Origin of the sequence: Pedobacter sp. MR2016-24, from assembly GCF_026239655.1 — a bacterium.
Taxonomy (GTDB): domain Bacteria; phylum Bacteroidota; class Bacteroidia; order Sphingobacteriales; family Sphingobacteriaceae; genus Pedobacter.
In genome coordinates, this window is sequence record NZ_JAPIVO010000006.1 from 391439 (window position 1) to 416093 (window position 24655).

17 protein-coding genes are annotated in these 24655 nt (G+C 40.7%); 11 read left to right on the forward strand and 6 right to left on the reverse strand.

Features of this window, described 5'->3' with window-relative positions; translation table 11 throughout:
- Window positions 1–11: 11 nt before the first annotated feature.
- From OQX62_RS17995 to OQX62_RS18005, 3 genes are read right to left on the reverse strand one after another with little or no spacing between them, the layout of a single operon-like run.
- Window positions 12–1328, reverse strand: a complete 1317-nt coding sequence (locus tag OQX62_RS17995; RefSeq protein WP_265833007.1) for a TolC family protein — start codon at window positions 1326–1328, stop codon at window positions 12–14.
- Window positions 1318–4458: an efflux RND transporter permease subunit gene (locus OQX62_RS18000; protein ID WP_265833008.1), complete on the reverse strand. Its 3141-nt coding sequence runs from the start codon at window positions 4456–4458 to the stop codon at window positions 1318–1320. The genes OQX62_RS17995 and OQX62_RS18000 overlap by 11 nt, the downstream gene beginning before the upstream one ends.
- Before the next feature lie 9 nt (window positions 4459–4467).
- Window positions 4468–5547 carry an efflux RND transporter periplasmic adaptor subunit gene (locus OQX62_RS18005; protein WP_265833009.1) on the reverse strand — a complete coding sequence of 360 codons (1080 nt, stop codon included), beginning with the start codon at window positions 5545–5547 and terminating at the stop codon, window positions 4468–4470.
- Between the two features lie 299 nt (window positions 5548–5846).
- Here OQX62_RS18005 and OQX62_RS18010 point away from each other — a divergent pair, with 299 nt between their 5' ends.
- A complete protein-coding gene (locus tag OQX62_RS18010) occupies window positions 5847–7640 on the forward strand; it encodes a M61 family metallopeptidase (RefSeq protein WP_265833010.1) in 1794 nt (597 codons plus the stop codon).
- A 230-nt stretch (window positions 7641–7870) separates the two neighbouring features.
- On the opposite strand, the gene OQX62_RS18015 is transcribed toward OQX62_RS18010, so the two are convergent.
- On the reverse strand, window positions 7871–8350 hold the full coding sequence (locus tag OQX62_RS18015; protein ID WP_265833011.1) for a hypothetical protein: 480 nt from the start codon (window positions 8348–8350) through the stop codon (window positions 7871–7873).
- 717 nt (window positions 8351–9067) lie between these two features.
- On the opposite strand from OQX62_RS18015, the gene OQX62_RS18020 reads away from it, so the two are divergent.
- The 8 genes from OQX62_RS18020 to OQX62_RS18055 all read left to right on the forward strand — a co-directional run bounded on the left by OQX62_RS18020 (window position 9068) and on the right by OQX62_RS18055 (window position 19995).
- Window positions 9068–10849 carry an AMP-dependent synthetase/ligase gene (locus OQX62_RS18020; protein WP_265833012.1) on the forward strand — a complete coding sequence of 594 codons (1782 nt, stop codon included), beginning with the start codon at window positions 9068–9070 and terminating at the stop codon, window positions 10847–10849.
- A 220-nt stretch (window positions 10850–11069) separates the two neighbouring features.
- A complete protein-coding gene (locus tag OQX62_RS18025; RefSeq protein WP_265833013.1) occupies window positions 11070–12407 on the forward strand; it encodes an OmpA family protein in 1338 nt (445 codons plus the stop codon).
- Window positions 12408–12536: 129 nt separating this feature from the next.
- The gene (locus OQX62_RS18030) at window positions 12537–12995 is read left to right on the forward strand and encodes a MarR family winged helix-turn-helix transcriptional regulator (protein WP_265833014.1); all 459 of its coding nucleotides are present in this window, start codon (window positions 12537–12539) and stop codon (window positions 12993–12995) included.
- Window positions 12976–15381: a 3-hydroxyacyl-CoA dehydrogenase/enoyl-CoA hydratase family protein gene (locus OQX62_RS18035; protein ID WP_265833015.1), complete on the forward strand. Its 2406-nt coding sequence runs from the start codon at window positions 12976–12978 to the stop codon at window positions 15379–15381. Before OQX62_RS18030 ends, OQX62_RS18035 begins: the two co-directional genes overlap by 20 nt.
- A 29-nt stretch (window positions 15382–15410) precedes the next feature.
- Complete coding sequence (locus OQX62_RS18040; RefSeq protein WP_265833016.1) at window positions 15411–16589, forward strand: acetyl-CoA C-acyltransferase; 1179 nt, start codon at window positions 15411–15413, stop codon at window positions 16587–16589.
- A 4-nt stretch (window positions 16590–16593) separates the two neighbouring features.
- Window positions 16594–18384, forward strand: coding sequence for an acyl-CoA dehydrogenase family protein (locus OQX62_RS18045; RefSeq protein ID WP_265833017.1), 1791 nt, complete (start codon window positions 16594–16596; stop codon window positions 18382–18384).
- 111 nt (window positions 18385–18495) lie between these two features.
- On the forward strand, window positions 18496–19092 hold the full coding sequence (locus OQX62_RS18050) for an FKBP-type peptidyl-prolyl cis-trans isomerase (protein ID WP_265833018.1): 597 nt from the start codon (window positions 18496–18498) through the stop codon (window positions 19090–19092).
- A 3-nt stretch (window positions 19093–19095) separates the two neighbouring features.
- Window positions 19096–19995 (forward strand): FKBP-type peptidyl-prolyl cis-trans isomerase, encoded by a 900-nt coding sequence (locus OQX62_RS18055; protein ID WP_265833019.1) that lies wholly within the window; start codon window positions 19096–19098, stop codon window positions 19993–19995.
- A gap of 49 nt (window positions 19996–20044) precedes the next feature.
- On the opposite strand, the gene OQX62_RS18060 is transcribed toward OQX62_RS18055, so the two are convergent.
- Together OQX62_RS18060 and OQX62_RS18065 are read right to left on the reverse strand one after the other, a co-directional pair.
- A complete protein-coding gene (locus OQX62_RS18060) occupies window positions 20045–21346 on the reverse strand; it encodes a cryptochrome/photolyase family protein (RefSeq protein WP_265833020.1) in 1302 nt (433 codons plus the stop codon).
- Entirely contained in the window at window positions 21347–22252 is a 906-nt protein-coding gene (locus OQX62_RS18065; RefSeq protein ID WP_265833021.1) for a TIGR01777 family oxidoreductase, read from the reverse strand.
- A gap of 155 nt (window positions 22253–22407) precedes the next feature.
- Here OQX62_RS18065 and OQX62_RS18070 point away from each other — a divergent pair, with 155 nt between their 5' ends.
- Entirely contained in the window at window positions 22408–23655 is a 1248-nt protein-coding gene (locus OQX62_RS18070; protein WP_265833022.1) for a DASH family cryptochrome, read from the forward strand.
- Between the two features lie 70 nt (window positions 23656–23725).
- Window positions 23726–24604, forward strand: a complete 879-nt coding sequence (locus OQX62_RS18075; protein WP_265833023.1) for a MerR family transcriptional regulator — start codon at window positions 23726–23728, stop codon at window positions 24602–24604.
- Window positions 24605–24655 lie beyond the last annotated feature (51 nt).

The following is a 24655-nucleotide window of genomic DNA, read 5'->3' on the forward strand; positions in this document are numbered from 1 at the left end:
AAGTAATGATCTTATTGAACATTTAAAGTACCACTAATCTCTTTCAGGCTAATCTCTGACAATTTAGCCTGATACTGTGCTTCCAGAAACCGTGTAATCGCATTAATTGAGTTACGCTGTGCCTCTCTTAGTTCCAGTGGACTGATACTTCCTAATCTGTATTTTTCAAATGTAATATCGAGATTTTGTCTGGCAAGATCAAGATTGCCGCTTTCCACTTTCAGCAGGTCGAGATTGGTGGTGTAATTCTGATAGTTTGCCATCAGCAGTGCTTTAACATCCAGGGTTGTTTTCTCCAGTGTCAGTGTCGAAGAGCTGATCTGCACTTTTGCATTTCGTTCATTCTGTCTTTGCAAAAAACCATTGAAAACGTTAATACTGGCGGTAACACCATAAGTAAGACCGTTTGCTCTGAATTTCTGGTTAAAGCCGGTTGGACTTGTACTTTTTGAATGTTCGTAACCGCCATTTATTCCAATAACGGGGTAACGCTGCCCTTTGATCTGTTTAAGGGTAAGCTCTGCAATTTTTTTACTGATAAATGCATTCTGCAGATCAGGATTCAGTTGCAGCGTTTGCACTTCCAGCTCTGACAGTTTCAGGTCATCGCTGGTATACATCCTTTCCTTCACTACAAAATCGATATTCAGGTCCCGCGCCACCAACTGGTTTAGTGTAATTTTAGACTTTGCAAGCAGGTTCTTCTGTTGTAAATACAAGGTCGTATCTGCATTATAATCTACTTTTGCCGTAATCACATCCAGTTTAGAACCACGACCGATTTCCAGTTTGTTATCTGCAATTTTTACACGCAGTTTTGAGATGATTAAAGCGCTATCTGTCGCCTTCAGTAGCTGCTGTTGTTTTACCACATCAAAATAAGTAGTAATTACAGAGGAAACTGTATTCAGGATGGTAGCCTTCAGGTTTACTTCTCCCTGCTTCTGCAGTTCTTTCAGTCTTTCATAGTTTGCAAACATCTGGAAACCGTCAAAAATAGTCCAGTCCAGCGCAGCGCCATAAGCCATATTTGTGCTGATTACTCCATTTGATATGCGTTCCGGACCGGTTGCAGGGCTTTGTATGGTATTCTGCCTGCTGCCCCCTGTATTGTAAGATCCCGTCAAGGCAGGTAACATACCGGCGTTTCCAATGTTTGTATTGTTTTTGGCGATACTCAGCTCATTGTTGATTAGCTTAATATCATAGTTATTCTTCAATGCAATAGTAATTACTTCTCTTAAGCTCAGGCTGTCCTGTGCCATCACCATTTGTGTACAGCTTGCAAAAAAGAAGGCTAAGGAGCATAAAAAGTTCTTAGTGTTCATTTGTAATTAGTTTAGCTGTTTGTTTATGTTCCTGATCCTGTTCCAGCGCTGCCTTTAAAGATTCCTGTAATTCTGAATTCACTTTATGTTCTTTAGACCAATAAGAGTAAATACCCGGGATCACAAAAAGCGTGAGTACAAGTGAGAAAATGGTACCGCCAACAATCACTACCCCCATACCAATCCTGCTTTTTGCCGCTGCACCCAATGCCATTGCAATAGGCAGGGCACCTATAGCAATGGCGAGACTAGTCATTAAAATTGGTCTCAGACGTGCCACAGAAGCCTCTCTGATTGCATCATGTATACTTTTGCCTTCTTCTTTAAGCTGATTAGCGAACTCAACAATCAGGATTCCATTTTTGGTTACGAGACCGATCAGCATGATTGTGCCGATCTGGCTAAAAATATTCCAGCTTTGCCCGAATAGCCATAGGGAAAGAAAGGCACCAGCCACAGCCATTGGTACCGTAAGGATAATAATAGCCGGATCTTTGAAACTTTCAAACTGTGCACACAGGATCAGGTAAACGAGGAGTATAGCGAGACCAAATGCAAAAAGTGTATTTGACGAACTCTCCTGGAAATCTCGTGATTCTCCACTAAGGTCAGTCGAAAATGTTTCATCAAGTATCTTATCTCTGATTCTATCCATTGCTGCAATACCGTCGCCCATACTTTTGCCCGGTGCAAGACCGGCAGAAACCGTTGCGGCAATAAAACGGTTGTTCCTGTATAATTGCGGCGGACTACTTTCTTCTTTTGCGGTAACCAGATTATCCATTTGGATTAGTCGCCCTTTATCACTTCTCACGTATACAGAGCTGAGGTCCAGCGGGTCTTTCCGGTTGCCAACATCGAACTGTCCGATGACCTGGTATTGTTTGCCGTTCATGAAAAAATAAGAGAAACGCTGACCGCTTAGTCCCAATTGCAGTGTCTGCGCAATATCTGCCACAGAAACGCCGAGGTTTCTCGCCTTATCCCTGTCAATAGTCAGGTTGATTTCCGGTTTGTTGAATTTGAGGTTTACGTCTGACACAGTAAAAGTAGGATCCTTACTTACTTCGTCCATAAACAGTGGCACTTTCTCTCTCAGTTTATCGAAATTTTGTGCCTGGATAATATAGCTTACCGGTAATCCGCCCCTGCGACCAACAGATATTGTAGGCTGTTGCGTAACCAAAACCTTTCCTTCGGAATATTTTTTAGTAATGCGTGTTAGCATTGCTGCTATTTCCGCCTGTGAGCGTGTACGTTCATCCGGATCAACCAGTCCCATTCTGATAAATCCACTATTTGTAGAACCTGAACCGCCGAAGCCCGGAGAGGTGATTGTGATGTTTACTTTTTTCTCTGGTACAGAGTCTTCAATCATCTTTGCCACCTTCATGATAAACTTATCTGTATAGGCAAAGGAAGAGCCTTCGGGCGTAGTTACGTTCAAATTGATGGCGCTTCTGTCATCGTAAGGAGCTGTCTCTTTGGGAAGCAATTTCCAGAACAATATAATTACGCCAACACAGGCCAGCATAATCGGAATTACCATCCATTTCTTATTTAAAAATTTATTCAGGTTATCTGCGTAATTGTCATTCAGTTTTACAAAATAAGGTTCAGTCATTTCATAGAACCTGGACTTTTTGTGACCTGTTTTTTTCATCAGGTAGGCATTCAGCATCGGAGTTAACGTCAGGGATACAAATGCAGAGATCAAAACCGCAGCACCAATTACGATACCAAATTCCCTGAACAGCCGGCCCACAAAACCCTGCATAAAAACAACTGGTAAAAACACTGCGGCCAGTGTAACCGAGATGGACACTACAGCAAAGAAGATCTCATTCGCCCCTTTAATAGCGGCCTCAAATGGAGAGAGTCCTTCTTCTACCTTCTTAAAGATATTCTCTGTGACTACGATACCATCATCCACCACCAGTCCCGTTGCCAGTACGATAGCCAGCAGACTCAGCACATTAATGGAAAATCCAAAAATATACATAATGAAGAATGTAAATACCAGTGATACAGGGATATCGATCAGCGGTCGAAAGGCAATTGCCCAATCGCGGAAGAAAAGGTAGATAATGAGAATTACCAGTACCAAAGACAAAATAATAGTTTCCGCGACTTCAGTCACCGAGCTTTTAATAAATTTAGTATTATCAAGTGATACGTTCAGTTTAATATCTTTTGGAATATCATTCTCCAGCTGTGCAAATCTCTTATCAAACTCTTTCGAAATATCCAGGTAATTGGCACCTGGCTGAGGAATAAGGGCTACTGCAACCATGGGACGGCCTGATTCCCTAAGTATAGTTTCTTCATTTTCCGGTCCTAATTCAGCATAACCGATATCTTTCAGCTTGATCACATTGTTGCTGTCATTTCTAAGAATCAGGTTGTTGAACTGGTTCTCATCCGTTAGTTTACCCAGTGTTTTGACAATCAACTCTGTACTTTGCCCCGTGATCTTACCCGATGGCAGCTCAACGTTTTCCCTGTCCAGTGCCGTAACAATGTCCTGAGAAGTCATACCATAAGCAGCAAGTTTATTCGGGTCTATCCGGATGCGCATAGCGTATCTTTTTTGTCCCTGGATCTGCACGCCACTTACTCCCGGAATCGTTTGGATACGTTCTGCAATTACATTTTCCGCATAATCACTCAGCTCCAGCTGATTGCGCTTATCGCTCTGAATCGTCATCGTAATAATCGGGTCAGAGTTTGCATCTGCCTTGCTCACTACCGGATTTCCGTCAATGTCTTTCGGTAAACTTCTGGCTGCCTGGGAAACTTTATCCCTTACATCATTCGCTGCCTCTTCAATATTTTTGTCTAGGTTGAACTCTACGGTAATATTACTGCTTCCATTGTTGCTGGAAGAAGAAATATTCCTGATTCCGTCAATCCCATTTATTGATTTTTCTAAAACCTCAGTAATCTGCGATTCAATAATATCAGAATTTGCTCCCGGGTAGGACGTTCTTACCGATACCACCGTTGGGTCAATATTAGGAAATTCCCTAACACCCAGAAAATTGTATCCTATTACCCCAAAGAGCAGGATCATCAGGTTCATTACAATCGCTAAAACGGGTCTTTTTATACTCGTGGTTGATATACTCATTTCGCGTGGTTAGTTTTTAACTATGTTAACCTTTACAGGTGCATCATCTTTCAGCGAAAGTGCTCCTGTAGTCAGCACCGTATCGCCAATATTTAATCCGGTTGTAATCACGATATTTTCTTCTGTACGGGTACCTGATTGTACATCTACTTGTTTTGCCTTGCCGTTTTTATTAATAAATACGGTCTTGCCTTTAAGTACAGGAATCACTGCTTCATTGGGTACCATAATCGCATCATCAACTGCACTTAGTGCAAGGGATATCTTTGCAAATGATCCTGGTAAGAGCTCATTATTACTGTTTTGCGCCAGTGCCTTAATTTGCAGCGTTCGTGTCTGTGCATTAATTCCCGGCTCTATCGCAAATACTTTACCTGAATAAATATGGCTTGAACCATCTGTACGGAAGGTGATTGTAGAATTTAATTTGATCTGTCCCATATATTTTTCAGGTACAGAGAAGTTAATCTTTACCGGATTTGTGCTGACGAGATTTGCAATCACAGTAGAAGGAGTGATATATACTCCCGACGAGATGGAGCGCAGGCCCACTTTTCCACTAAATGGTGCAAGAATAGACGTTTTCGCAAGCTGTGCCCTGATCAACTGCGCTTGTGCCTGCAGGGATTTCAGATCGGCCAGAGAGGTATCATATTCCGACTGACTGATTGCTCCTTTTTGCAGGAGCTGTTTAGCACGGTCTTCATTTGTAGCAGATAAGGTTTGTTTAGTCAGAGCTTCCTGCAACTGCGCCTTGATATCACGGTCATTAATTTTTATCAGCAAGCTCCCTTTTGCAACATTTGTACCTTCTTTAAAATAGATGCCAGTAACCAATCCTGAAACTTCACTCTGTAAGGCGACTGACTCGTTTGCTTCTATTGTTCCTGTGACCTCCAGTTTGTTGATAAACGAAGCAGGTTTAACTATAATTCCATCCACCGCAAAACTTTGTTCTTTTCCGCCTTTAGCACCCCGGTCAGCACCACCGCCCCCTCCTTCGGCTTTTTTATTAGCAGAGATCCTATAGTAGATCAAATAAGCAATTCCAAGGAAGATAAGTGTGTAAATAACGTATTTCAGTTTCATCTAGTTGTTTGATTGTTTTTTAAGTGTTAGATGGAGCCTTTGATGATTAAAATGTTATTTTACTCATGTCGGGTTCATCCAGATGTGTTATGTTTTTAAATATCTGATTGGTTCTTGGAGGATTAAAATAATTATTTCAATTCTTCCGGGTTCATATAATTGGTTGTCATACTAATTTAGTATACAAAAATATTTAAATAAACCGTGCGGAGAGGCTTGTATTAAGTATGTTACAGCTGAATTTTTATTTTAACAGGCACGGAAAGAGATTAGTTTTAAATTTGCTGCAATTATATAATATGATGATGAAGAAAATTGTTCTGGGAATACTCCTTTTATTGTCGCACGGCCTTGCCACTAGTGCACAAATTAAGATTGGTTACGAGGTAAGCTTTAAAGAGCCGCAAGCTCATTATGCCGAAGTGGAAATGAATGTGTCAGGTTTACTAAAAGATTATGTTGATGTGAAAATGCCGGTATGGGCACCAGGATCATACCTGGTACGTGAGTTTGCCAAAAATGTGGAAGGTTTTATGGCCAGCGCTGGAAATAAGGCGTTGAAGCTGGAGAAAATAAAAAAGAATACCTGGAGAATTTATACTGCCAATGCTAAGTCTTTTAAAGTGAATTACAGAGTGTATGCATTCGAATTATCGGTTCGTACTTCTTTTGTAGACGCTACTCATGCATTTTTATCTCCTACAGGTATTTTTATCTATCCTGATAAAATGATCTCTTCACCCAGTACTGTAAAGATTGTTCCATTCAAAGGATGGAGTAAAGTATCTACAGGGATGAAACCAGTTGCCGGATCTGCATTTACGTATACAGCTCCAAACTTTGACATTCTTTTTGATAGCCCTATAGAAGTGGGTAATCAGGAAGTGTTCGACTTTATGGCTGCAGGTGTAAAACATGAAGTGGCTATGTATGGTGGAGGTAATTATGACAAAGAGCGTTTGAAAGTAGATATGGCGAAAGTTGTTACACAGATTACCGCTATTTATGGCGAAAACCCAAACACTAACTATACTTTCATTGTACACAATACCTCTCGTGGAGGAGGTGGTTTGGAGCATTTAAATTCTACCGTATTGGGTGCAACAAAAGATGATTATAATACACCAGAAGGATATAATGGATTTTTAAGCCTTGTTGCACATGAATATCATCATCTGTGGAATGTAAAAAGATTACGCCCGGTAGCTTTAGGTCCTTTTAATTATGATAATGAAAATTATACTACTGATTTGTGGATAGCTGAAGGTTTTACTGCTTATTATGAAAATAAGATCATGTTGCGTGCAGGATTTTTAAGTCCTGATAACTTTATCAATACGATGATCGGTGCAATGTCTGGCGTAATCAATACGCCTGGTGCGGCTGTACAATCCGCTGCTGATGCAAGTTTTGATGCCTGGATTAAATATTACAGACCAAACGAGAATTCTAATAACTCTTCTGTTTCTTATTACAGTAAAGGTGAGATTATTGGGATGTTGATGGATCTGGAGATCACCAATGCAACAAAAGGCACCCATAGTTTAGATGATGTAATGAAAGCTATGTATGATCAGTGCAAAACCACTGGTAAAGGATATACCGATGCTGAATTTAAGGCAAGGGTAGAGGCTGTCAGTGGTATTAACTTTACAGATTTTTATGCTAAATATGTAACTGGTACGCATCCTATTGAATATGCAAAGTATCTTGGCTATATCGGTATTGATGTTAAAGATGCCAATGACGGTAAAAACGTCCCTTATCTGGGCATCTCAACCAGGAGAACAGAAGGTCTGATTAATATTGCTGCTGTTTCCCGTAATTCAGCTGCATGGACTGATGGTTTAAATGTAAATGATCAGGTAATCAGTGTGGATGGCATTACGCCAGATGGAGCTGTTGAGCGTATGGCAGTAGTGACCGGTAAAAAGGTTGGCGATGTGCTCAGATTTAAGGTGAAAAGAGACGGTGTAGAGCAGGATATCAACGTGAAGCTTAAAGTAACACCTAATGTAATGTTAGCTCCATCTATGGCTGCAAGCGTGAGTGATGTACAGCGTCAGGTGATGAAGAAGTGGATGGGGTTATAGTATCGTTAGGGTAGATTGCAGGTGACTGCGGCTGAACAGAACATCGGGAACAATGTGATTGTAGTATTTAGTGGTTCATAAACCACTGTTTCACCACAGTCAGACCACACTCAGATCACTGTTACCTGTAAGAGTCCCGGGACACTCTATAGCGTTAGGATATACTCAAATAGCAAAAAGGGCTGATCTCCATGTGGAGACCAGCCCTTTTTGCTATTTAATAGTAGTGACTAGAAAGTGAAACGTAAAGACAATCCTACGCCTGAAGCATCAAAATCGGTATCCGGAGTTAATTGGATAGCTGGCTTCCAGTCTAATGAAATATTGATTGGAGCATCAGCAAATTTATAATCAAGACCTAGAACGCCGTCAGCAGACAGGTATAAATCGCTCGAATTGTATGGTTTATATTTAACAGTACCAATACTACCACCAATACCATAATACCAGTTTAGACCCTGTGCACCATCAATTGGATTGTAGATTTCGTATAAACCTGTTACTCTGAAATAGTTATAGTTGTTGTTGGACCTGAAGTTTGCGATGATGTCTATCATTTTATTACCACCAAGTGTAGTTTTGAAAGTTACACCATTAGCAGCGCCGAAACGACCACCGATTGCATTGTCGTAGCCCTGAGCTTTTGAAGAAAAATGTATTGCAAGCGTTGCAATTACTGTTAAGCAAAGAATAGTAAATCCTTTTTTCATATGATTAATTTAAAATTTTAATATGAAAAGCACTTAGCAATTACTATGCCGTATGTAGATCCTGTAAAATAATCATTCATGTTTTGTGCTCATGTTTTTTCATTACTGCAGTTTATCCCAAATGTGCGATATTAAAAAGCTTTATATCATGCATGACTGAATTCGATCAGATTTGAACGAATCTGACTGCAAATCAGGTTGAATCTTGATAGAACTGGGGTAGATAGTAGGACGCTTTTTAATGACTACACCTCAGCTAAAACGTAGCTGAGGTGTAACTCCATGTGATTTAACTAGTCAAAACTGGACGGAGTTGCGCCGGATTCAGATCGTTTGCACCACGCTGTAACAAACCAATGTCCTATGCTCGTCCCACTATCCACCTGCCGTTCTGCCTTCTCTTGTTTCTGTTATATTTTGGAAAGATAAATCCAGGGTGCGGCATGTAGGTGACCGGATGGTTTAACATCGTCTATTTATTTGGTTCACTTATAAGTTCAGCTTTTCTATACTTGGGGGTGAAGGAAAGGTAAACGCTGTCATGAGCTAAATTAATCCCATAAATTGAATAGTGTAATCAAGATACCATCAGTCCTTATGGAATCAGCCCTAAATTGGTTTCATTACAAAATTTTAATTTGTTAGCTTTGGGAAGCAACACATTTCAGGTCAATTTGTTGTTAATGTAAATATATAACCAAATAAAATCACTCATATATGCCTGTAACTGTAACCAGAGTATTTGATCTGCTCAAATACAATTTAGATAAATTTCCTAAGGAAGAGTTTATTAGCGGCAAGAACAACGGAACGTGGATTAAGTACAGTACGCAGCAATTTTCTGATACGGTAGATCATCTGAGCAAGGGTTTGATTGGTTTGGGAATGGCAAAGGGATCCAAAATAGCGGTGATGTCTCATAACAGACCTGAATGGAACATCACAGACTTTGCTGTCACACAGTTTGGTGGTTATCAGGTGCCTTTATATCCAACTCTGGCAGAGCATGATATCAAATTCATCATAGAGAATGCGGGAATCAGTGTTGTATTTGTTGCTGATGATAAGCTCTATGAAAAAGTGAAAGCAGTATGTGCTGTTGTGAATCCAGCCATTAAAATTTATACATTCAATGAGGTAAGTGGCGCTGAGCACTGGATGAGTCTTGTTGAAGCTGGTGCAAAAGATGCTGCCACTGATCTGGAAACTTACCGTGCTGCAGTGACGCCGGAGGATGTACTAACGCTGATTTATACGTCTGGTACAACCGGTACGCCCAAGGGAGTGATGCTGACGCATAATAACCTGGTTCAGAATTTTAAGAACTCGGCAGTAATCTTTCCGCATGACGTGAAGAAAGTACTGAGCTTTTTGCCATTGTCACATATTTTTGAAAGAATGATTACTTATCTCTATATGTACACCGATGCATCCTTATATTATGCGGAGAGTATGGAGACGATTGTTGCGGATATCCAATTTGTGAAGCCTAATGGTTTTTCTACTGTTCCGAGGTTATTGGAAAAGGTATATGACAAGATCATGGAGAAGGGGAAAGCCCTGACCGGTGTTAAGAGAGGAATCTTTTTCTGGTCTGTAGCGCTTGCAGAAAAGTATGAGATTAATAACAGCTGGTTATATAATTTTAAATTAAGTATTGCCAGAAAACTGGTATTCAAAAAATGGAAAGAGGCTTTGGGTGGCGAAATCATTGTGATTGTATCAGGCGGTGCAGCATTGAATCCACGTCTCGCCAGAATCTTTTGGGCTGCGGGGATGCCTGTCTTTGAAGGATATGGTTTAACCGAGACTTCACCAGTTATTACAGTGAATCATTTTGAAAATACAATGTTCGGTACAGTAGGTCCGGCGATTGACGGAGTAGAAGTTAAAATTGCTGCAGATGGTGAGGTGCTTACCAGGGGGCATAATGTGATGAAAGGTTATTATGACCGTGATGATCTGACTGCGGAAACGATCGATGCAGAAGGATGGTTCCATACGGGAGATATAGGTGAGTTAATAGATGGTAAATTCCTGAAGATAACGGACAGGAAGAAGGAGATTTTTAAAACCGCGGGTGGAAAATATGTAGCACCCCAGATGCTGGAAAATAAATATAAGGAGTCGCCATTAATTGAACAGATTATGGTTTTGGGTGAAAACAGAAAGTTTCCTGCGGCTTTAATCGTACCCAATTTTGAGACATTAAAAAGCTGGTGTGCTAAAAAAGGGATCAGTTATACTTCCAATGAAGAAATAATCGCTGATAAACAGGTTATAGAGAAATTTAATCAGGAGATTGAACATGGCTCAGTTGATTTTGGTAAATGGGAGCAGGTGAAACGTTTTGCGCTGTTATCGAAAGAATGGAGCATTGACGGGGGAGAACTGACCCCGAAATTAAGTTTGAAGCGAAAGGTTATCCTTGAAAAGAATTCTGACAGGATTGAAAAGATATATAAAGATGCGGAAGATTATAGATCTGAGCAACAGTAGGAATTCCTGAGTGAAATTCGCCTGATCAAAATGGTCAGGCTTTTTTTATGGCTTCATATTTATCACTGTATATAATTATGAACGGTTTCTTGGATCAATATATATACATTTTGATTGTTAACTGGTGCTTAATCTGTGTTTATACATGCATTACAACTTGGTATAGAAATTGCTTAGGTATAAAAAAAATTACCAGTAGAATTTACATTAAGCTCATATTATGAAACAACAATTATTCAAATGCCTGCCAGTAGCTTTAGCAGCTCTATTTATCGGTGGAGCCGCACAAGCTCAGGCGCCAGTAACACCACCAGCTTCAACTTCTTTCAGTACCTGGTCTATCGGCGTTAATGCTGGTGTGCTTAGTCCTATTTCACCATTGGGTGGAAAAAATGACTTCTCCAACTGGAAAAGCGGTTTAGGATACGGGATTTACGTTAAAAAACAACTTACGCCCTACTTCTCTTTACGATTAGACGGGATCAGAGGTAAATTGAAGGGTGATAATTCGGAACCATTCGAAAGTGGTTCAACTGTAGCCGGCGGAGCAGGAGCTTTTGAAACTGACCTGAGTTATGCAGGTAGTTTAAATGCTCAGGTGAATTTGTTTAATATCAGCATGTTCAGAAAACAGGATAATGTACAGTTATATGCATCTGCTGGTGCTGGTTTAGCTGGTTATAAACCTAAAGTAGGTAGTACTGATGCTAATTTAGCTAACTACACTGCTGATGATAAAACAATCAGTGAATTAATCATACCTGTAGGTCTTGGTGCTAAATTCAAGATCTCTGATAAAGTTAATTTTGATTTAGGATGGTCTATCTATTTTGTTGATGGTGACAACCTTGATGGTACATACCGAAACAACAATAGTGATAAATTCAATTATGCACATGCAGGTTTAGAATTCGCTTTAGGTAAAGGAAAACAACTGGCATTCCATAATCCTGTAGCTGCTACTTATGATGAAGCATTACAGGCTAAACAATTGGCTTCTTCATTGAAAAGTGATTTAGATGCTCAGAAAGCTGAAAATGCTAAGTTGAGAACTGAAATGAGCGACTTGTTAAAAGATACTGATGGTGATGGTGTTGCGGATAAATTGGATAAATGTCCTGGTACACCTTCAGGTGTGGTGGTAGATGGAGCCGGATGTCCGCTTAAAGTTCCTGCGCCGGTAGTGAATGAAAAAGTAATCATCACTGAATCTGATCGTCGTATTGTTGCTGATGCAATTAAAAACTTAGAATTTGATTTAGGTAAATCTACAATCAGACCTAAATCTTTCCCTACACTGGATCGTGTTGCTAATCTGCTTGTAACTAAAAACTTCAGCCTTAAACTAGCGGGACATACTGATAATACAGGTTCTGCTGATTTAAACATGAGATTGTCTAAAGACAGAGCTGAATCTATCAAAACATATCTTGTTGATAAAGGTGTGAATGCATCAAGAGTTGAAGCAACTGGTTATGGTAAAAACCAACCTATTGCAACAAACAAAACTGCTGCAGGACGTCAGAAAAACAGAAGAGTAGAATTTACATTATACTAGTCAGATATACCCTTTGAAAACAGAGCTGTCAGGATTTTCCTGGCAGCTTTTTTTTATGTTCTTTTTTTAATTTATCGCTTGGATACTAGTATTTTATTATATAGCTTTGTTATGCAAGCATAGTAATTAATGAAGCAACAAGAGACAATAGATTATTTATTAAAGGTGGTTTGGCAAAACGTTTCAAACACCTATAACCAGATTGCTTCGGGGTTTGGAATTACCCAGGCGATAGGTTATATGCTGATCAATATTGATCAGGATGGAACGGCTGTTTCACAGCTTGCAGGTCTATTGGGTGTAAAAGCAACCAGCTTATCCAGGATGCTGAACAATATGGAAGAGTCAGGATTAATCTACCGTGAAACCTCTTCGGGCGATAAACGTTCAGTAAAAGTTTACCTGACGGATTTTGGTAAACAGAAAAGACATATGGCCAAAGATGTGGTGCGGTCCTTTAATGACTACCTGAATCAGAATTTAACGGTTCAGGAAAAGAACAACCTGATCAACGGACTACAAAAGTTAAATAAACTCACGTTAGCATATACAGTAACTACAGAGAAAGATGAACAAAAAGATAAATAAAGTAGCGGTGCTGGGCTCAGGTATTATGGGCTCCAGAATTGCTTGTCACTTTGCGAATATTGGTGTTGAAGTCTTATTGTTAGATATTGCGCCGAAAGAACTGACACCTGAAGAGGAGGCAAAAGGATTAGCTTTAACGCATCCTGCAGTCAGGAACCGGGTGGTGAATGCTGCTTTGCAGAATGCAATTAAAACGAACCCCTCACCTGTGTACACTAAAAAGGCTGTCAGTAAAATTACTACGGGCAACTTTGACGATGATATGTCTAAGATTGTTGGCTATGACTGGATTATCGAAGTGGTAGTGGAAAATCTGGATATCAAGAAAAAAGTATTTGAGCAGGTAGAACAGTACCGGAAACCAGGTACGCTGATTACTTCCAATACTTCAGGGATTCCTATTCACCTGATGGCAGAAGACAGGAGTGATGATTTTAAAGCGAATTTCTGCGGAACGCATTTTTTTAATCCGCCGCGTTATCTGCGTCTGCTGGAAATTATTCCGACGCCACATACCAAACCTGAACTGGTAGATTTCCTGATGAACTATGGGGATAAGTTTTTAGGTAAGACTACGGTTTTATGTAAGGATACTCCCGCGTTTATTGCAAACAGGGTTGGTGTATATGCGATTATGGCATTATTGCACCTGGTAGAAAAACTGGATCTGACGGTTGAGGAAGTGGATAAATATACCGGCCCGGCTTTAGGGCGACCAAAATCTGCGACTTTCCGTACTTCTGATGTGGTTGGGTTAGATACTATGATTAAGGTAGCTAAAGGATTATATGATAACTGCCCTGATGATAAGGCGCATGATCTGTTTAAACTACCAGATTATGTAGTTAAGATGGAGGAGAATAAATGGTTGGGCGACAAAACGAAACAGGGATTCTATAAAAAAACAAAAACTGCTGACGGGAAAACGGAGATCCTTGCACTTGATCTGAAAACACTGGAATACCGGCCTCAGCAAAAGATTAAGTCGGCCACACTGGAGCTCACTAAACCAATTGAAAATGTTAAAGACCGTATGAAGGTCTTTGCTGCTGGCAAGGATAAGGCAGGAGAAGTATTCAGACATTCTTTTTTCGGTTTGTTTGAATATGTGTCTGACAGGATTCCGGAAATTTCAGACGAATTATACAGGATTGATGATGCAATGCGTGCAGGTTTTGGATGGGATCTGGGCCCCTTTGAAGTTTGGGATGCGGTAGGTGTTGCGGCATCACTTGAAGGGATGAAAGCACATGGAAATGAGGCAGCGGACTGGGTACATGAAATGCTGGATGCCGGACATACTTCATTTTATCAGGTAGAGGACGGCATTAAAAAATATTATGATATTCCTTCCAAAAGCTATAAGTCGCTCCCGGGTGCAGAAGCGTTTATTATTCTGGATAATATCAGGGGTAATAAAACGATCTGGAAAAATTCAGCAGCTTCCATTATTGATTTAGGCGATGGCATACTGAATGTTGAATTCCATTCTAAAATGAATACGATTGGTGGCGATACTTTACAAGCCATAAATAAGGCTATCGACATGGCCGAAAAAAATTACAGGGGGGTAGTAATAGGTAATGACGGTGCTAATTTCTCTGCGGGAGCAAATGTTGGTATGATCTTCATGATGGCGGTAGAGCAGGAATGGGACGAACTGAACATGGCGATCCGTTTGTTCCAAAACACATCCATGCGGATCCGCTATTCTTCTATACCTGTAGTTGTCGCGCCGCACAATCTTGCGTTGGGTGGTGGATGCGAATTTAGCTTGCATGCCGATCATGTGCAGGTCAATGCAGAGACTTATATGGGACTGGTTGAGTTTGGTGTCGGGGTAATTCCTGGCGGTGGGGGTACGAAGGAATTCGCTTTGCGGGCTTCTGATGAATACAATGAAGATCAGATCGTACAGAACGTACTGAAAGACCGGTTCCTGACTATCGGTATGGCTAAAGTATCTACCTCGGCAGTGGAAGCTTTCGAACTGGGTTATCTGCAAAAGGATAAATATTCGATCAGTATGAACCGGAGTCGTCTGATTGCTGATGCGAAAGCTAAAGCAATTGAACTGGCAGATGCGGGTTATACACAGCCTGTGCGCAGAAAGGATATCAGGGTGCTGGGTAAACAGGGACTGGGGATAGTTTATGCAGGTGCTAATACCATGTATTCAGGACATTATATTTCAGAACACGATAAAAAAATCTCTGAGAAATTGGGCTGGGTAATGTGCGGTGGAGATTTGTCTTCACCTACGGAAGTGACAGAGCAATATTTACTTGATCTGGAACGCGAAGCATTTTTGTCATTATGTGGTGAAAGGAAAACGCTGGAACGTATTCAGAGTATTGTAACTAAAGGCAAACCACTGCGCAACTAATTATAGGGTTTAATAAAATTTAACAGAACATGCAGGAAGCATATATCATAGCAGGATTACGTACAGCAGTGGGCAAAGCCCCGCGTGGAGTTTTTCGTTTTACCAGGGCCGATGATCTGGCGGCGGAAGTTATCAGACAGCTGGTGGCCTCTGTGCCTAATCTGGATAAGGAACAAATAGATGATGTAATTGTAGGTAACGCTACGCCGGAAGCTGAACAGGGGCTGAATATTGGCCGGATGATTTCACTTATGGGACTGGATACGGATAAAGTTCCGGGAGTTACAGTAAATAGATATTGCGCATCCGGACTGGATACGATAGCTACTGCGGTAGCTAAAATTAAAAGTGGAATGGCAGATTGTATCATTGCCGGAGGTGTGGAAGTCATGTCCGGAATGCCTTTTGGCGGATGGAAAGTAGTGCCTAATGCGGTAGTGGCAAAGAGCAATCCTGATTGGTATTGGGGAATGGGGCTTACTGCGGAGGCAGTGGCTAATGAGTATAAGGTAAACAGAGAAGATCAGGACGAATTTGCGTATCACTCGCATTTAAAAGCTGTAGAAGCTATAAAAAATGGTCACCTGAAAGCTGGCGTTGCACCGATCACAGTTACGGAAAATTATCTGGACGGTGATATGAAGAAAAAAACACGGACCTATGTAGTGGATACTGATGAAGGTCCGCGGGCAGATACGAGTCTGGATAAGCTGGCTAAACTTAAGCCGGTATTTGCTGCGGATGGCAGCGTGACAGCAGGTAACTCTTCGCAAACATCAGACGGTGCAGCATTTGTACTTGTTGTTTCAGAGCGCAAACTGAAAGAGTTAGGCGTTGAGCCTATCGCGCGACTGGTGAGTTATGGCGTAGTCGGCGTAGCTCCAAGAATTATGGGAATAGGACCAATCGATGCTATTCCTTTAGCATTAAAAAAAGCGGGCCTGAATTTAGAACAAATGGATCTGATAGAGCTGAATGAGGCTTTTGCTTCGCAATCTTTAGCCATTATCCGTACGCTGGGATTAGATACATCAAAGCTGAACGTAAATGGTGGTGCAATCGCTTTAGGGCACCCGCTTGGGTGTACTGGAGGAAAACTGACGGTGCAGTTATTTAATGAACTGAAACGCAGAGAAGGTAAATATGGAATGGTAACAATGTGTGTTGGCAGCGGACAAGGTGCTGCAGGAATATTTGAAATGCTTTAATAAAATGGAAAAACAAGGCGAAAAAATTGTAAAAGGTGGCGCGTTCTTAATAGAAGAGACCACTTACCAGGATGTCTTTATTCCTGAAGAATTTGATGAAGAGCAACAGATGATTGCACAGACGTGTCGGGATTTTCTTGCGGCAGAGGTGTATCCGAACCTGGAACGTATTGATAAACAGGAAGAAGGATTAATGCAGTCGCTCATGTCAAAAGCAGGTGAACTGGGGATTCTTGGTGTATCTATTCCGGAAGAGTATGGCGGTTTTGGCAAAAACTTCAATACCTCGATGCTGGTTGCAGACGTAATCGGCGCGGGGCACTCATTTGCTGTTGCGCTGTCTGCACATACGGGTATCGGAACTTTACCTATCCTGTATTATGGAAATGAAGAGCAGAAAGCAAAATATATACCCAAACTGGGAACAGGTGAATGGAAAGCAGCATACTGCCTTACAGAGCCTAACTCAGGATCTGATGCTAATTCTGGTAAAACGAAGGCTAAATTATCGGATGATGGAAAGCATTACGTAATCAACGGACAAAAGATGTGGATTACCAATGGTGGTTTCGCTGATATCTTTATCGTGTTTGCAAAAATTGAGGATGATAAAAATCTGACTGCCTTTATTGTAGAACGTGAATTTGGTGGCATAACGATGAACCCTGAAGAGCATAAGATGGGTATCAAAGGATCTTCTACCAGACAGGTGTTTTTTAACGACTGTAAAGTGCCGGTCGAAAATATGCTATCTGAGCGTCAGAATGGTTTTAAGATCGCTGTTAATATCTTAAATATCGGCAGGATAAAACTGGCAGCAGCTGCGGTTGGTGCATCTAAAAGTGTAATCAGTACTGCTATCAACTATTCTAACGAGCGGATTCAATTTGAACGTCCTATCTCTAAATATGGCGCAATCAGGTATAAACTTGCAGAGATGGCCACTAAAGTTTATGCCGTGGAATCTGCAAATTACAGGGCGGGGCAGAATATCGATGATGCCTTTGAGACACTCGTTGCAGGTGGAATGGATTCGAGCAAAGCCAAGTTAAAATCGACCGAACAATTTGCGGTAGAATGTGCCATCCTGAAAGTATGGGGTTCTGAAGCGCTGGATTATGTAGTGGATGAAGGTGTGCAGATTTACGGCGGTATGGGCTTTTCTGCCGATGCGCCAATGGACAGGGCTTATCGCGATGCCCGAATTAACAGGATCTTTGAAGGTACTAACGAAATCAACAGGTTATTAACAGTTGATATGATGTTAAAAAGGGCAATGAAGGGGGAGTTGGATTTAATGACTCCCGCTACGGCTGTAGCGGCAGAGTTAATGTCTATTCCGGAATTTGGCGACGAAGATGATACTTTATTTGCTGCCGAGAAGAAAATCATACAGAACCTGAAAAAGGCCACCCTGATGGTTGCAGGTGCAGCGGTACAAAAACTGATGTTAAGTTTGTCTAAAGAACAGGAAATCCTGATGAACATTGCAGATATGGCCAGTTACGTATATGTGGCGGAGTCTGCTCTGTTAAGAACAGAAAAATTAGTTAGCCTGCGCGGAGAAGAAGCTTGTGAAGGACAGTTGAATATGATGCGTATTTATTTTGTTGAAGCAGTAGATGCCTTACAGAAAGCCGGAAAAGAAGCCTTATGGGCTTTTTCGGAAGGAGATGAGCAACGAATGATGCTGGTAGGTCTGCGCAGATTCACCAAAATGGATGCTTTTAATGTGAAAGAAGCGCGCCAGAAAGTGGCTCAGCAGCTCATCGCGGCAAATAAATATTGTTTCTAATTCCATTTTTATATTTAAAACGCTCTTGTGATTAACAAGGGCGTTTTTTTGTATTTGTTAAAATTGGTTAAATATTGTACCATCCCCAATAAAAGACTATTTTTGTGCAATATGAAGTTCAGGATTCTCTTTGTGGTTTTCGCGTTGGCATGCTTTTTTGCAGCATGCAAATCCGATCCTCCGTTTGATGCGGATGCACAGCGAGCTATTGATGATGATATTATTGTTAAATTCCTGGATTCAGCGCAGATAAAGGCGACAAAAACTCCCAGCGGTTTGTATTACGTTATTTTGAAGGATACCATTGGCGAAAAAAGTATTCCGCTGACCGACACTGTGTTTATTCATTATGTGGGGAGGATGTTAAAAACAAGGGCATTGTTCGATTCTTCAAGAACGCTTACAGATACGGCTACTAATTTATCTACAAAATTTATTCTCAATACAGCTATTGCCGCATGGGTTGAGGGGATACCATTGGTTGCGCCTAAAGGCAGGATCAGGTTGTTTGTTCCTTCTGCACTGGCTTATGGCAATTTTGAAGTAGGTACACCCGAGAAGACTACGACTACAACTATAGGAACCACTACAACTACTACAACAACACCTAGTAAAAGTTATGTGCCGCGAAATACGGTACTGGACTTTGATATCAGATTATATAAATCAAAAAAACCAGTCATTATAACACCCGTTACAACAAATTAAATAATGCTTAAACACTTATCACGATACACTTTTGCCTTGATTGGCTTAACTATTCTCTTTGGTTCTTGTAAAAAGGAATATGAATCCATTCAGAGTGTAGATGCACAAAAAATAAAGGATTATATTAAAGCAAATAATATTACTGCTGTAGAAGATCCTGATAAAACCGGCTTCTATTATCAGATTATTCCTGGTACAGGTACGGATACTACAAAATATAAATACACTGATTCAGTACTGTACAATGGAGTAGTTAAATCTCTGGCAAATGGATCAACTTACCTGACAACGTCATCAGTAGCCAATTTGGGAACATTAGTAGGTTATACAGAGAAATTTACTGCGAGTTTAACTATCCCGGCTATCAGAACGGTTCTGACTAAGATGAAGCGAGGCGATGCTGTAAGAATTTTTCTTCCTTCTTATTTAGCCTTCGGTAAAAACGGATCTGGTGATATCCCGTCTAATGAAAATATTGATCTGGTAATCACTACTTATGCAGATAAAAATCAGACAGCTTTAGATGAGCGTCTGATTCAAAAGTTTATCACTGATAAAGGTTTAACGGGGATGACCAGAGATGGTTCCGGGGTGTATTATAGCGTTTCTGCTGCGGGAACAAGACCGGATAGCACGACTAATTTTTCTACAATTACAACAACGTATACCGGAAGACTGATTGACGGGACGGTATTCGACTCTAATACAGACGTAAGTTTCAGTTTATCTCCGGGTTCAGTGATTGACGGATGGACAAAAACTATACCTGGAAAAATTGGAGTAGGTGGTAAAATGAGAATGCTGATCCCATCGGCACTAGGTTATAAAACAACAGGAAGCGGAACTATTTCTCCGAATTCAATACTGGATTTTGATATTGAGATCACGGCCCGAAAGAATTAATTTGATAATAATAGTAAGTAAAGAAAGAGCCGGAATTCCGGCTCTTTCTTTACTTTAAGGCTTCTTTAAAAACCTTCAGAATTCTTTCTCTCGCAAAAGCATGATCTACTATCGGCGGGCTGTTTTTTTGTTGTTTATATTCTGGTGCCCATTGATAAATGTATTTATTCTCGGGATCAAAACGTTTTGCCTGCAGTTCGGGATTGAATACCCTGAAATAGGGAGCGGCATCGTTGCCACAACCACAGGCCCATTGCCATCCGCCAATATTGCTGGCCATTTCATAGTCCAGTAACTTTTCCGCAAAATATGCTTCTCCCCATCGCCAGTCAATTAGCAGGTGTTTAGTTAGAAAACTGCCTACAATCATTCTTACACGGTTATGCATATACCCTGTTTGATTCAACTGATTCATGCCGGCGTCTACAATAGGATAACCTGTTTTTCCATTTTTCCATGCTTCGAAATCTTCAGGGTCGTTATGCCACCTGATATTATCATATGCAGGCTTAAAGGACTGTGTGGTGATTTGTGGAAAATGCCATAAAATCATCATATAGAAGTCGCGCCATGCCAGTTCTGACAGCCATTTTTCTGCTTTAGCAGCAATTGCGGCTGATGCTGCGTCCCTGATGCTTACAGTCCCGAATCTTAAATGTAAACCCAGATGAGTAGTAGCATTATCGTAGGGGTAATCCCTTCGTTCTTCATAAGCTGCCAGTTTGTGCTCAAAACTGACAGATGGAAAATCCTGTTCCGAAGCTTGGAATCCAAGTTCATGTAAGGTCGGAAATGGTAAGGGAGCTATCTGTACCAGGTTTTTGATATATTTTTCTACCGGGTAGGGCTTGGTATAAAAATCGTTTAGTTTGTTTTTCCACTGTCTGAAATAGGGTGTAAAAACTGTATAAGGTTTACCGTCTGCCTTAACAATCTCTGTTTGCTCAAATATGACCTGATCTTTATAGGTATAAAAGGGAATGGATTCAGAACGCAGGAATTCTGCAAGTGTATCATCCCGTTCAATGGCATAAGGCTCATAGTCATGATTCGTATACACACCTTTAACCTTATAGGTGTTCAGTACATCAGACCATACCTGCTCCGGTGTGCCATACTTTATGAGCAATCCTGAACCATTTTTTTGCATTTCAGCATTGATCTGTTGTAATGTCTGGTAGATAAACGTTACCCGGGCATCGTTTTTATCATTAAGGTCTTCCAGTATATTTTTATCAAATATAAACAGGAGCAGGACGGGATGGTCTGCTTTTAAAGCATGGTATAATGCTGCGTTGTCTTTCAGACGCAGGTCCCGACGCAACCAGCAGATGTTTATTTCTGTATTCATTTAAGGGTAAATATCATTTAAAGCTTCTTCAAGCGTCGTATAATTGAAAATAAAACCTGTACTCAGAAGTTTTTGGGCAGAAACATTATTACTGTTCAGCACTATAGCACTCATCTCCCCCAGAATCATTTTCATTACCTTTTCTGGTACGCTGAATGGCCAGACAGGGCGCTGCAGTTTTTTAGCAATAGCTTTGGTTAAGGTTTTATTGGTAACAGGAAAAGGGGCGCATGCATTATAAGCGCCATGCATTTCTTTATGTTCTACGGCATGGATATAAATTTTTGTAATGTCTTCCAGGTGGATCCATGACACCCATTGTTTACCGCTACCCAAAGGTGCCCCGGCGAAGAATTTTATAGGTTTGGCCATGGCGGGCAATGCACCATCTTCCTTGCTCAGTACCACACCTGTTCTGATCTTAACTACTCTTAATCCCATTGTGATCCCTTCATCTGCCGCATCCTCCCATTGTATGCAGGAATCTGCCAGGAAATCTTTTCCTGGCGTTGCAGTTTCGGTCATTATTTCTTCTCCGCTATCTCCGTAATATCCTGTCGCTGCCGCAGAAATAAAAGATTTCACCTGGTTTTTATGGTTTGCCAACGTCTGAAATAATAAGCGGGCAGACAATACTCTACTATCGATAATTTCCTTTTTACGCTGTTCTGACCACTTCTCTTTCGATATATTTTCTCCGGCGAGATGTATAATGGTATCTACACCCGCAAGGCAGGCAATATCTATTTCTCCTTTGTAAACATCCCATAAATAAACGTTTGCATTTTCGATATTTTGAGGTTTTCTGGCAAGAACTGAAACCCGATGTCCCCTTGCTGTTAGAGACTGAATTAAATCGTTGCCTAACATGCCAGTGGCACCTGTAATAAGAATGTGCTGATCCATGTCTAACTAACCTGAGAAAGGAATCTTTAGTTTTATAAAAGGCCTTTTTTACTTTTAAATTTGTTTTGCTTATGTAAATATTACTTTTTCCATTAGTTCTTAGCAAAAAAATGCTATATTTTTGATCTCTACAACACAAATTTAGACCGAATTAAATGAAATCTAAGAAAATACTTGTCTGGTTTAGGAATGATCTGCGGTTACATGACAATGAAATGTTAGTGGAGGCAATCGCTAAGTCTGATAGTATTTTGCCTGTTTATTTCTTCGATCCGCGTTTTTTTGAACATACAGATGTTCAGACGCTGGCTAGTGGAAATAACAGGGTGCAGTTCCTGCTGGAAAGTGTTGCTGCCCTCAGGGTATCATTACAAAAGCTTGGAGGTAACCTGTTGTTGATTCGGGGCAGGCCGGAAGATCATATTCCGGAGCTGGTTAATCAATATGAAATAGCCGAGGTTTATCACCATCGTGAAGTGGCAACGAAAGAAACGAATGTATCTTCTGCAGTAGAAGATTTGTTGTGGAAATTGAAAGTCAATCTCAAGCATTTTATTGGTCACACACTCTACAATAAAGAAGATCTTCCTTTTCCTATAAAAGACATTCCTGATGTTTTTGTTCAGTTCAAGAAGAAAACAGAGAGAGATGCCATAGTGAAGGACTGTATTTCATCGCCCGAAAGCATCAGTTTTGTGGAGGCAGAGGAATGGGGTGAAATTCCTGAATATTCTTCTTCAGCCGTCAATGTTCCGCACGGGGGAGAAGAAGAGGGGATCAAACATCTGAAGGAATTATTAAAAAGCGGGGCTGAAATATATGCAAAGGTAAGTGGGAAAGGTGGTGCTGATAAGAACAGTTACTCCTCTAAACTATCTCCATGGCTGGCAGTAGGATGTTTATCTCCTAGAAAAGTCTATTGGGCAGTGAAAACTGCGGAGAAAGACTTTGGATCTAATGCCAACTTTAATCATCTTATTCTCGGCTTACTCTGGAGAGATTATTTCAGGTTTATGTTTAAAAAACATAGCGGTAACTTTTTCAGTGATACAGAGATAGATTTTGATGCTGCTGTAAGGGTGGAAGATCAGGAAGAGCAATTGCAGTTATGGAAAGACGGGCTTACAGGACATCATATGGTAGATAAATATATGACGGAATTGAATGCGACCGGGTTTATTTCTCATACGGCGCGTTTACTTGTAGCCACTTTTCTGGTCTATGTACTGAAGATTAGCTGGACCAGCGGGGCGACCTATTTCGAGGAAAAATTAATAGACTATTCTCCTGCAAGTAACTGGGGGAACTGGGCAAATGTAGCAGGAGGTGGCAAAGATCCGCGCTCTAAAAATACCTTTGATCTGGACAAGCAAATCAAGATGCTTGACCTGGAGGTTCACTAATCTGCCTTTAGTTGTTGAACAAAAAATATTTTTGAAACAATTTTGTTGAACATCTGTTATCAGATAACGTGTGAAAAAATTCTCAATTAGTGACATAGAAAGCCTTATCGGCATAAAGGCGCATACCATCAGAGCCTGGGAAGCCCGCTATAATTTAGTGGCCGCCAAAAGAACTCCAACAAATATCCGGTATTATGATGAACAGGATCTGAAAATGCTACTCAATATTGTGGCGCTGAATGAAAATGGTTATAAAATCAGCCGCATCGCCCAAATGGATAAAAAGAAGATTGCAGATCTTGTCAGTCAGCTCAAGCGCAACTGGAATGATGATGCAATACAGATGCTGAAACTCTCTGAGGCAACAATTCAATACAATGAAACTGAGTTTTCTGAGATCCTGTCTGGCTGCATTGAAGAGATGGGATTAACCAGAACAATGGATGTAGTCCTTTTTCCTTTTATGAAGCGTATAGGAATGCTCTGGCAAACAGGTACTATTGATCCTTCGCATGAACATTTTGCTTCTAATCTGATTCGCGACCGGCTGATAGTGGAGATTGATAATGTGGTAAAACCGGCGAAGAAAAATACTAAAAGGTTTTTACTGTTTCTGCCTGAAGCGGAAATGCATGAAACAGGATTGCTGTTTGCCCGTTACCTGTTGAAAAAATGTGGAATGGACACCCTTTATCTTGGCCAGGAGATTCCCTACAGTGATGTGAAAAAGGTGATCCTTTCTTATCGCCCGGACTACGCATTTATAGTGCTTACCTCTTTAAATTTAGGAAAAGATGTCAACAAAATAATCAGAAAAGTAATGGATCATCTGGACGTTCCGCTGCTGGTTGCAGGCAGTTTAATCTCCGAATTTGACATACTAGTGCAAGATCAGCTAAAACCGCTTAAAAACGTTTGTGATATCGTAGAATTTCTTGAAGAATTATAGCTGTTTTATAAGGTAAAATCCTAATTTTGCCATACTTATACCAATTCTTAA

What these genes read in the sequence shown, in the direction of transcription:
- OQX62_RS17995 (WP_265833007.1), bottom strand. Translation starts at nt 1,328, where the DNA reads ATGAACACTAAGAACTTTTTATGCTCCTTAGCCTTCTTTTTTGCAAGC.
- OQX62_RS18000 (WP_265833008.1), bottom strand. Translation starts at nt 4,458, where the DNA reads ATGAGTATATCAACCACGAGTATAAAAAGACCCGTTTTAGCGATTGTA.
- OQX62_RS18005 (WP_265833009.1), bottom strand. Translation starts at nt 5,547, where the DNA reads ATGAAACTGAAATACGTTATTTACACACTTATCTTCCTTGGAATTGCT.
- OQX62_RS18010 (WP_265833010.1), top strand. Translation starts at nt 5,847, where the DNA reads ATGATGATGAAGAAAATTGTTCTGGGAATACTCCTTTTATTGTCGCAC.
- OQX62_RS18015 (WP_265833011.1), bottom strand. Translation starts at nt 8,350, where the DNA reads ATGAAAAAAGGATTTACTATTCTTTGCTTAACAGTAATTGCAACGCTT.
- OQX62_RS18020 (WP_265833012.1), top strand. Translation starts at nt 9,068, where the DNA reads ATGCCTGTAACTGTAACCAGAGTATTTGATCTGCTCAAATACAATTTA.
- OQX62_RS18025 (WP_265833013.1), top strand. Translation starts at nt 11,070, where the DNA reads ATGAAACAACAATTATTCAAATGCCTGCCAGTAGCTTTAGCAGCTCTA.
- OQX62_RS18030 (WP_265833014.1), top strand. Translation starts at nt 12,537, where the DNA reads ATGAAGCAACAAGAGACAATAGATTATTTATTAAAGGTGGTTTGGCAA.
- OQX62_RS18035 (WP_265833015.1), top strand. Translation starts at nt 12,976, where the DNA reads ATGAACAAAAAGATAAATAAAGTAGCGGTGCTGGGCTCAGGTATTATG.
- OQX62_RS18040 (WP_265833016.1), top strand. Translation starts at nt 15,411, where the DNA reads ATGCAGGAAGCATATATCATAGCAGGATTACGTACAGCAGTGGGCAAA.
- OQX62_RS18045 (WP_265833017.1), top strand. Translation starts at nt 16,594, where the DNA reads ATGGAAAAACAAGGCGAAAAAATTGTAAAAGGTGGCGCGTTCTTAATA.
- OQX62_RS18050 (WP_265833018.1), top strand. Translation starts at nt 18,496, where the DNA reads ATGAAGTTCAGGATTCTCTTTGTGGTTTTCGCGTTGGCATGCTTTTTT.
- OQX62_RS18055 (WP_265833019.1), top strand. Translation starts at nt 19,096, where the DNA reads ATGCTTAAACACTTATCACGATACACTTTTGCCTTGATTGGCTTAACT.
- OQX62_RS18060 (WP_265833020.1), bottom strand. Translation starts at nt 21,346, where the DNA reads ATGAATACAGAAATAAACATCTGCTGGTTGCGTCGGGACCTGCGTCTG.
- OQX62_RS18065 (WP_265833021.1), bottom strand. Translation starts at nt 22,252, where the DNA reads ATGGATCAGCACATTCTTATTACAGGTGCCACTGGCATGTTAGGCAAC.
- OQX62_RS18070 (WP_265833022.1), top strand. Translation starts at nt 22,408, where the DNA reads ATGAAATCTAAGAAAATACTTGTCTGGTTTAGGAATGATCTGCGGTTA.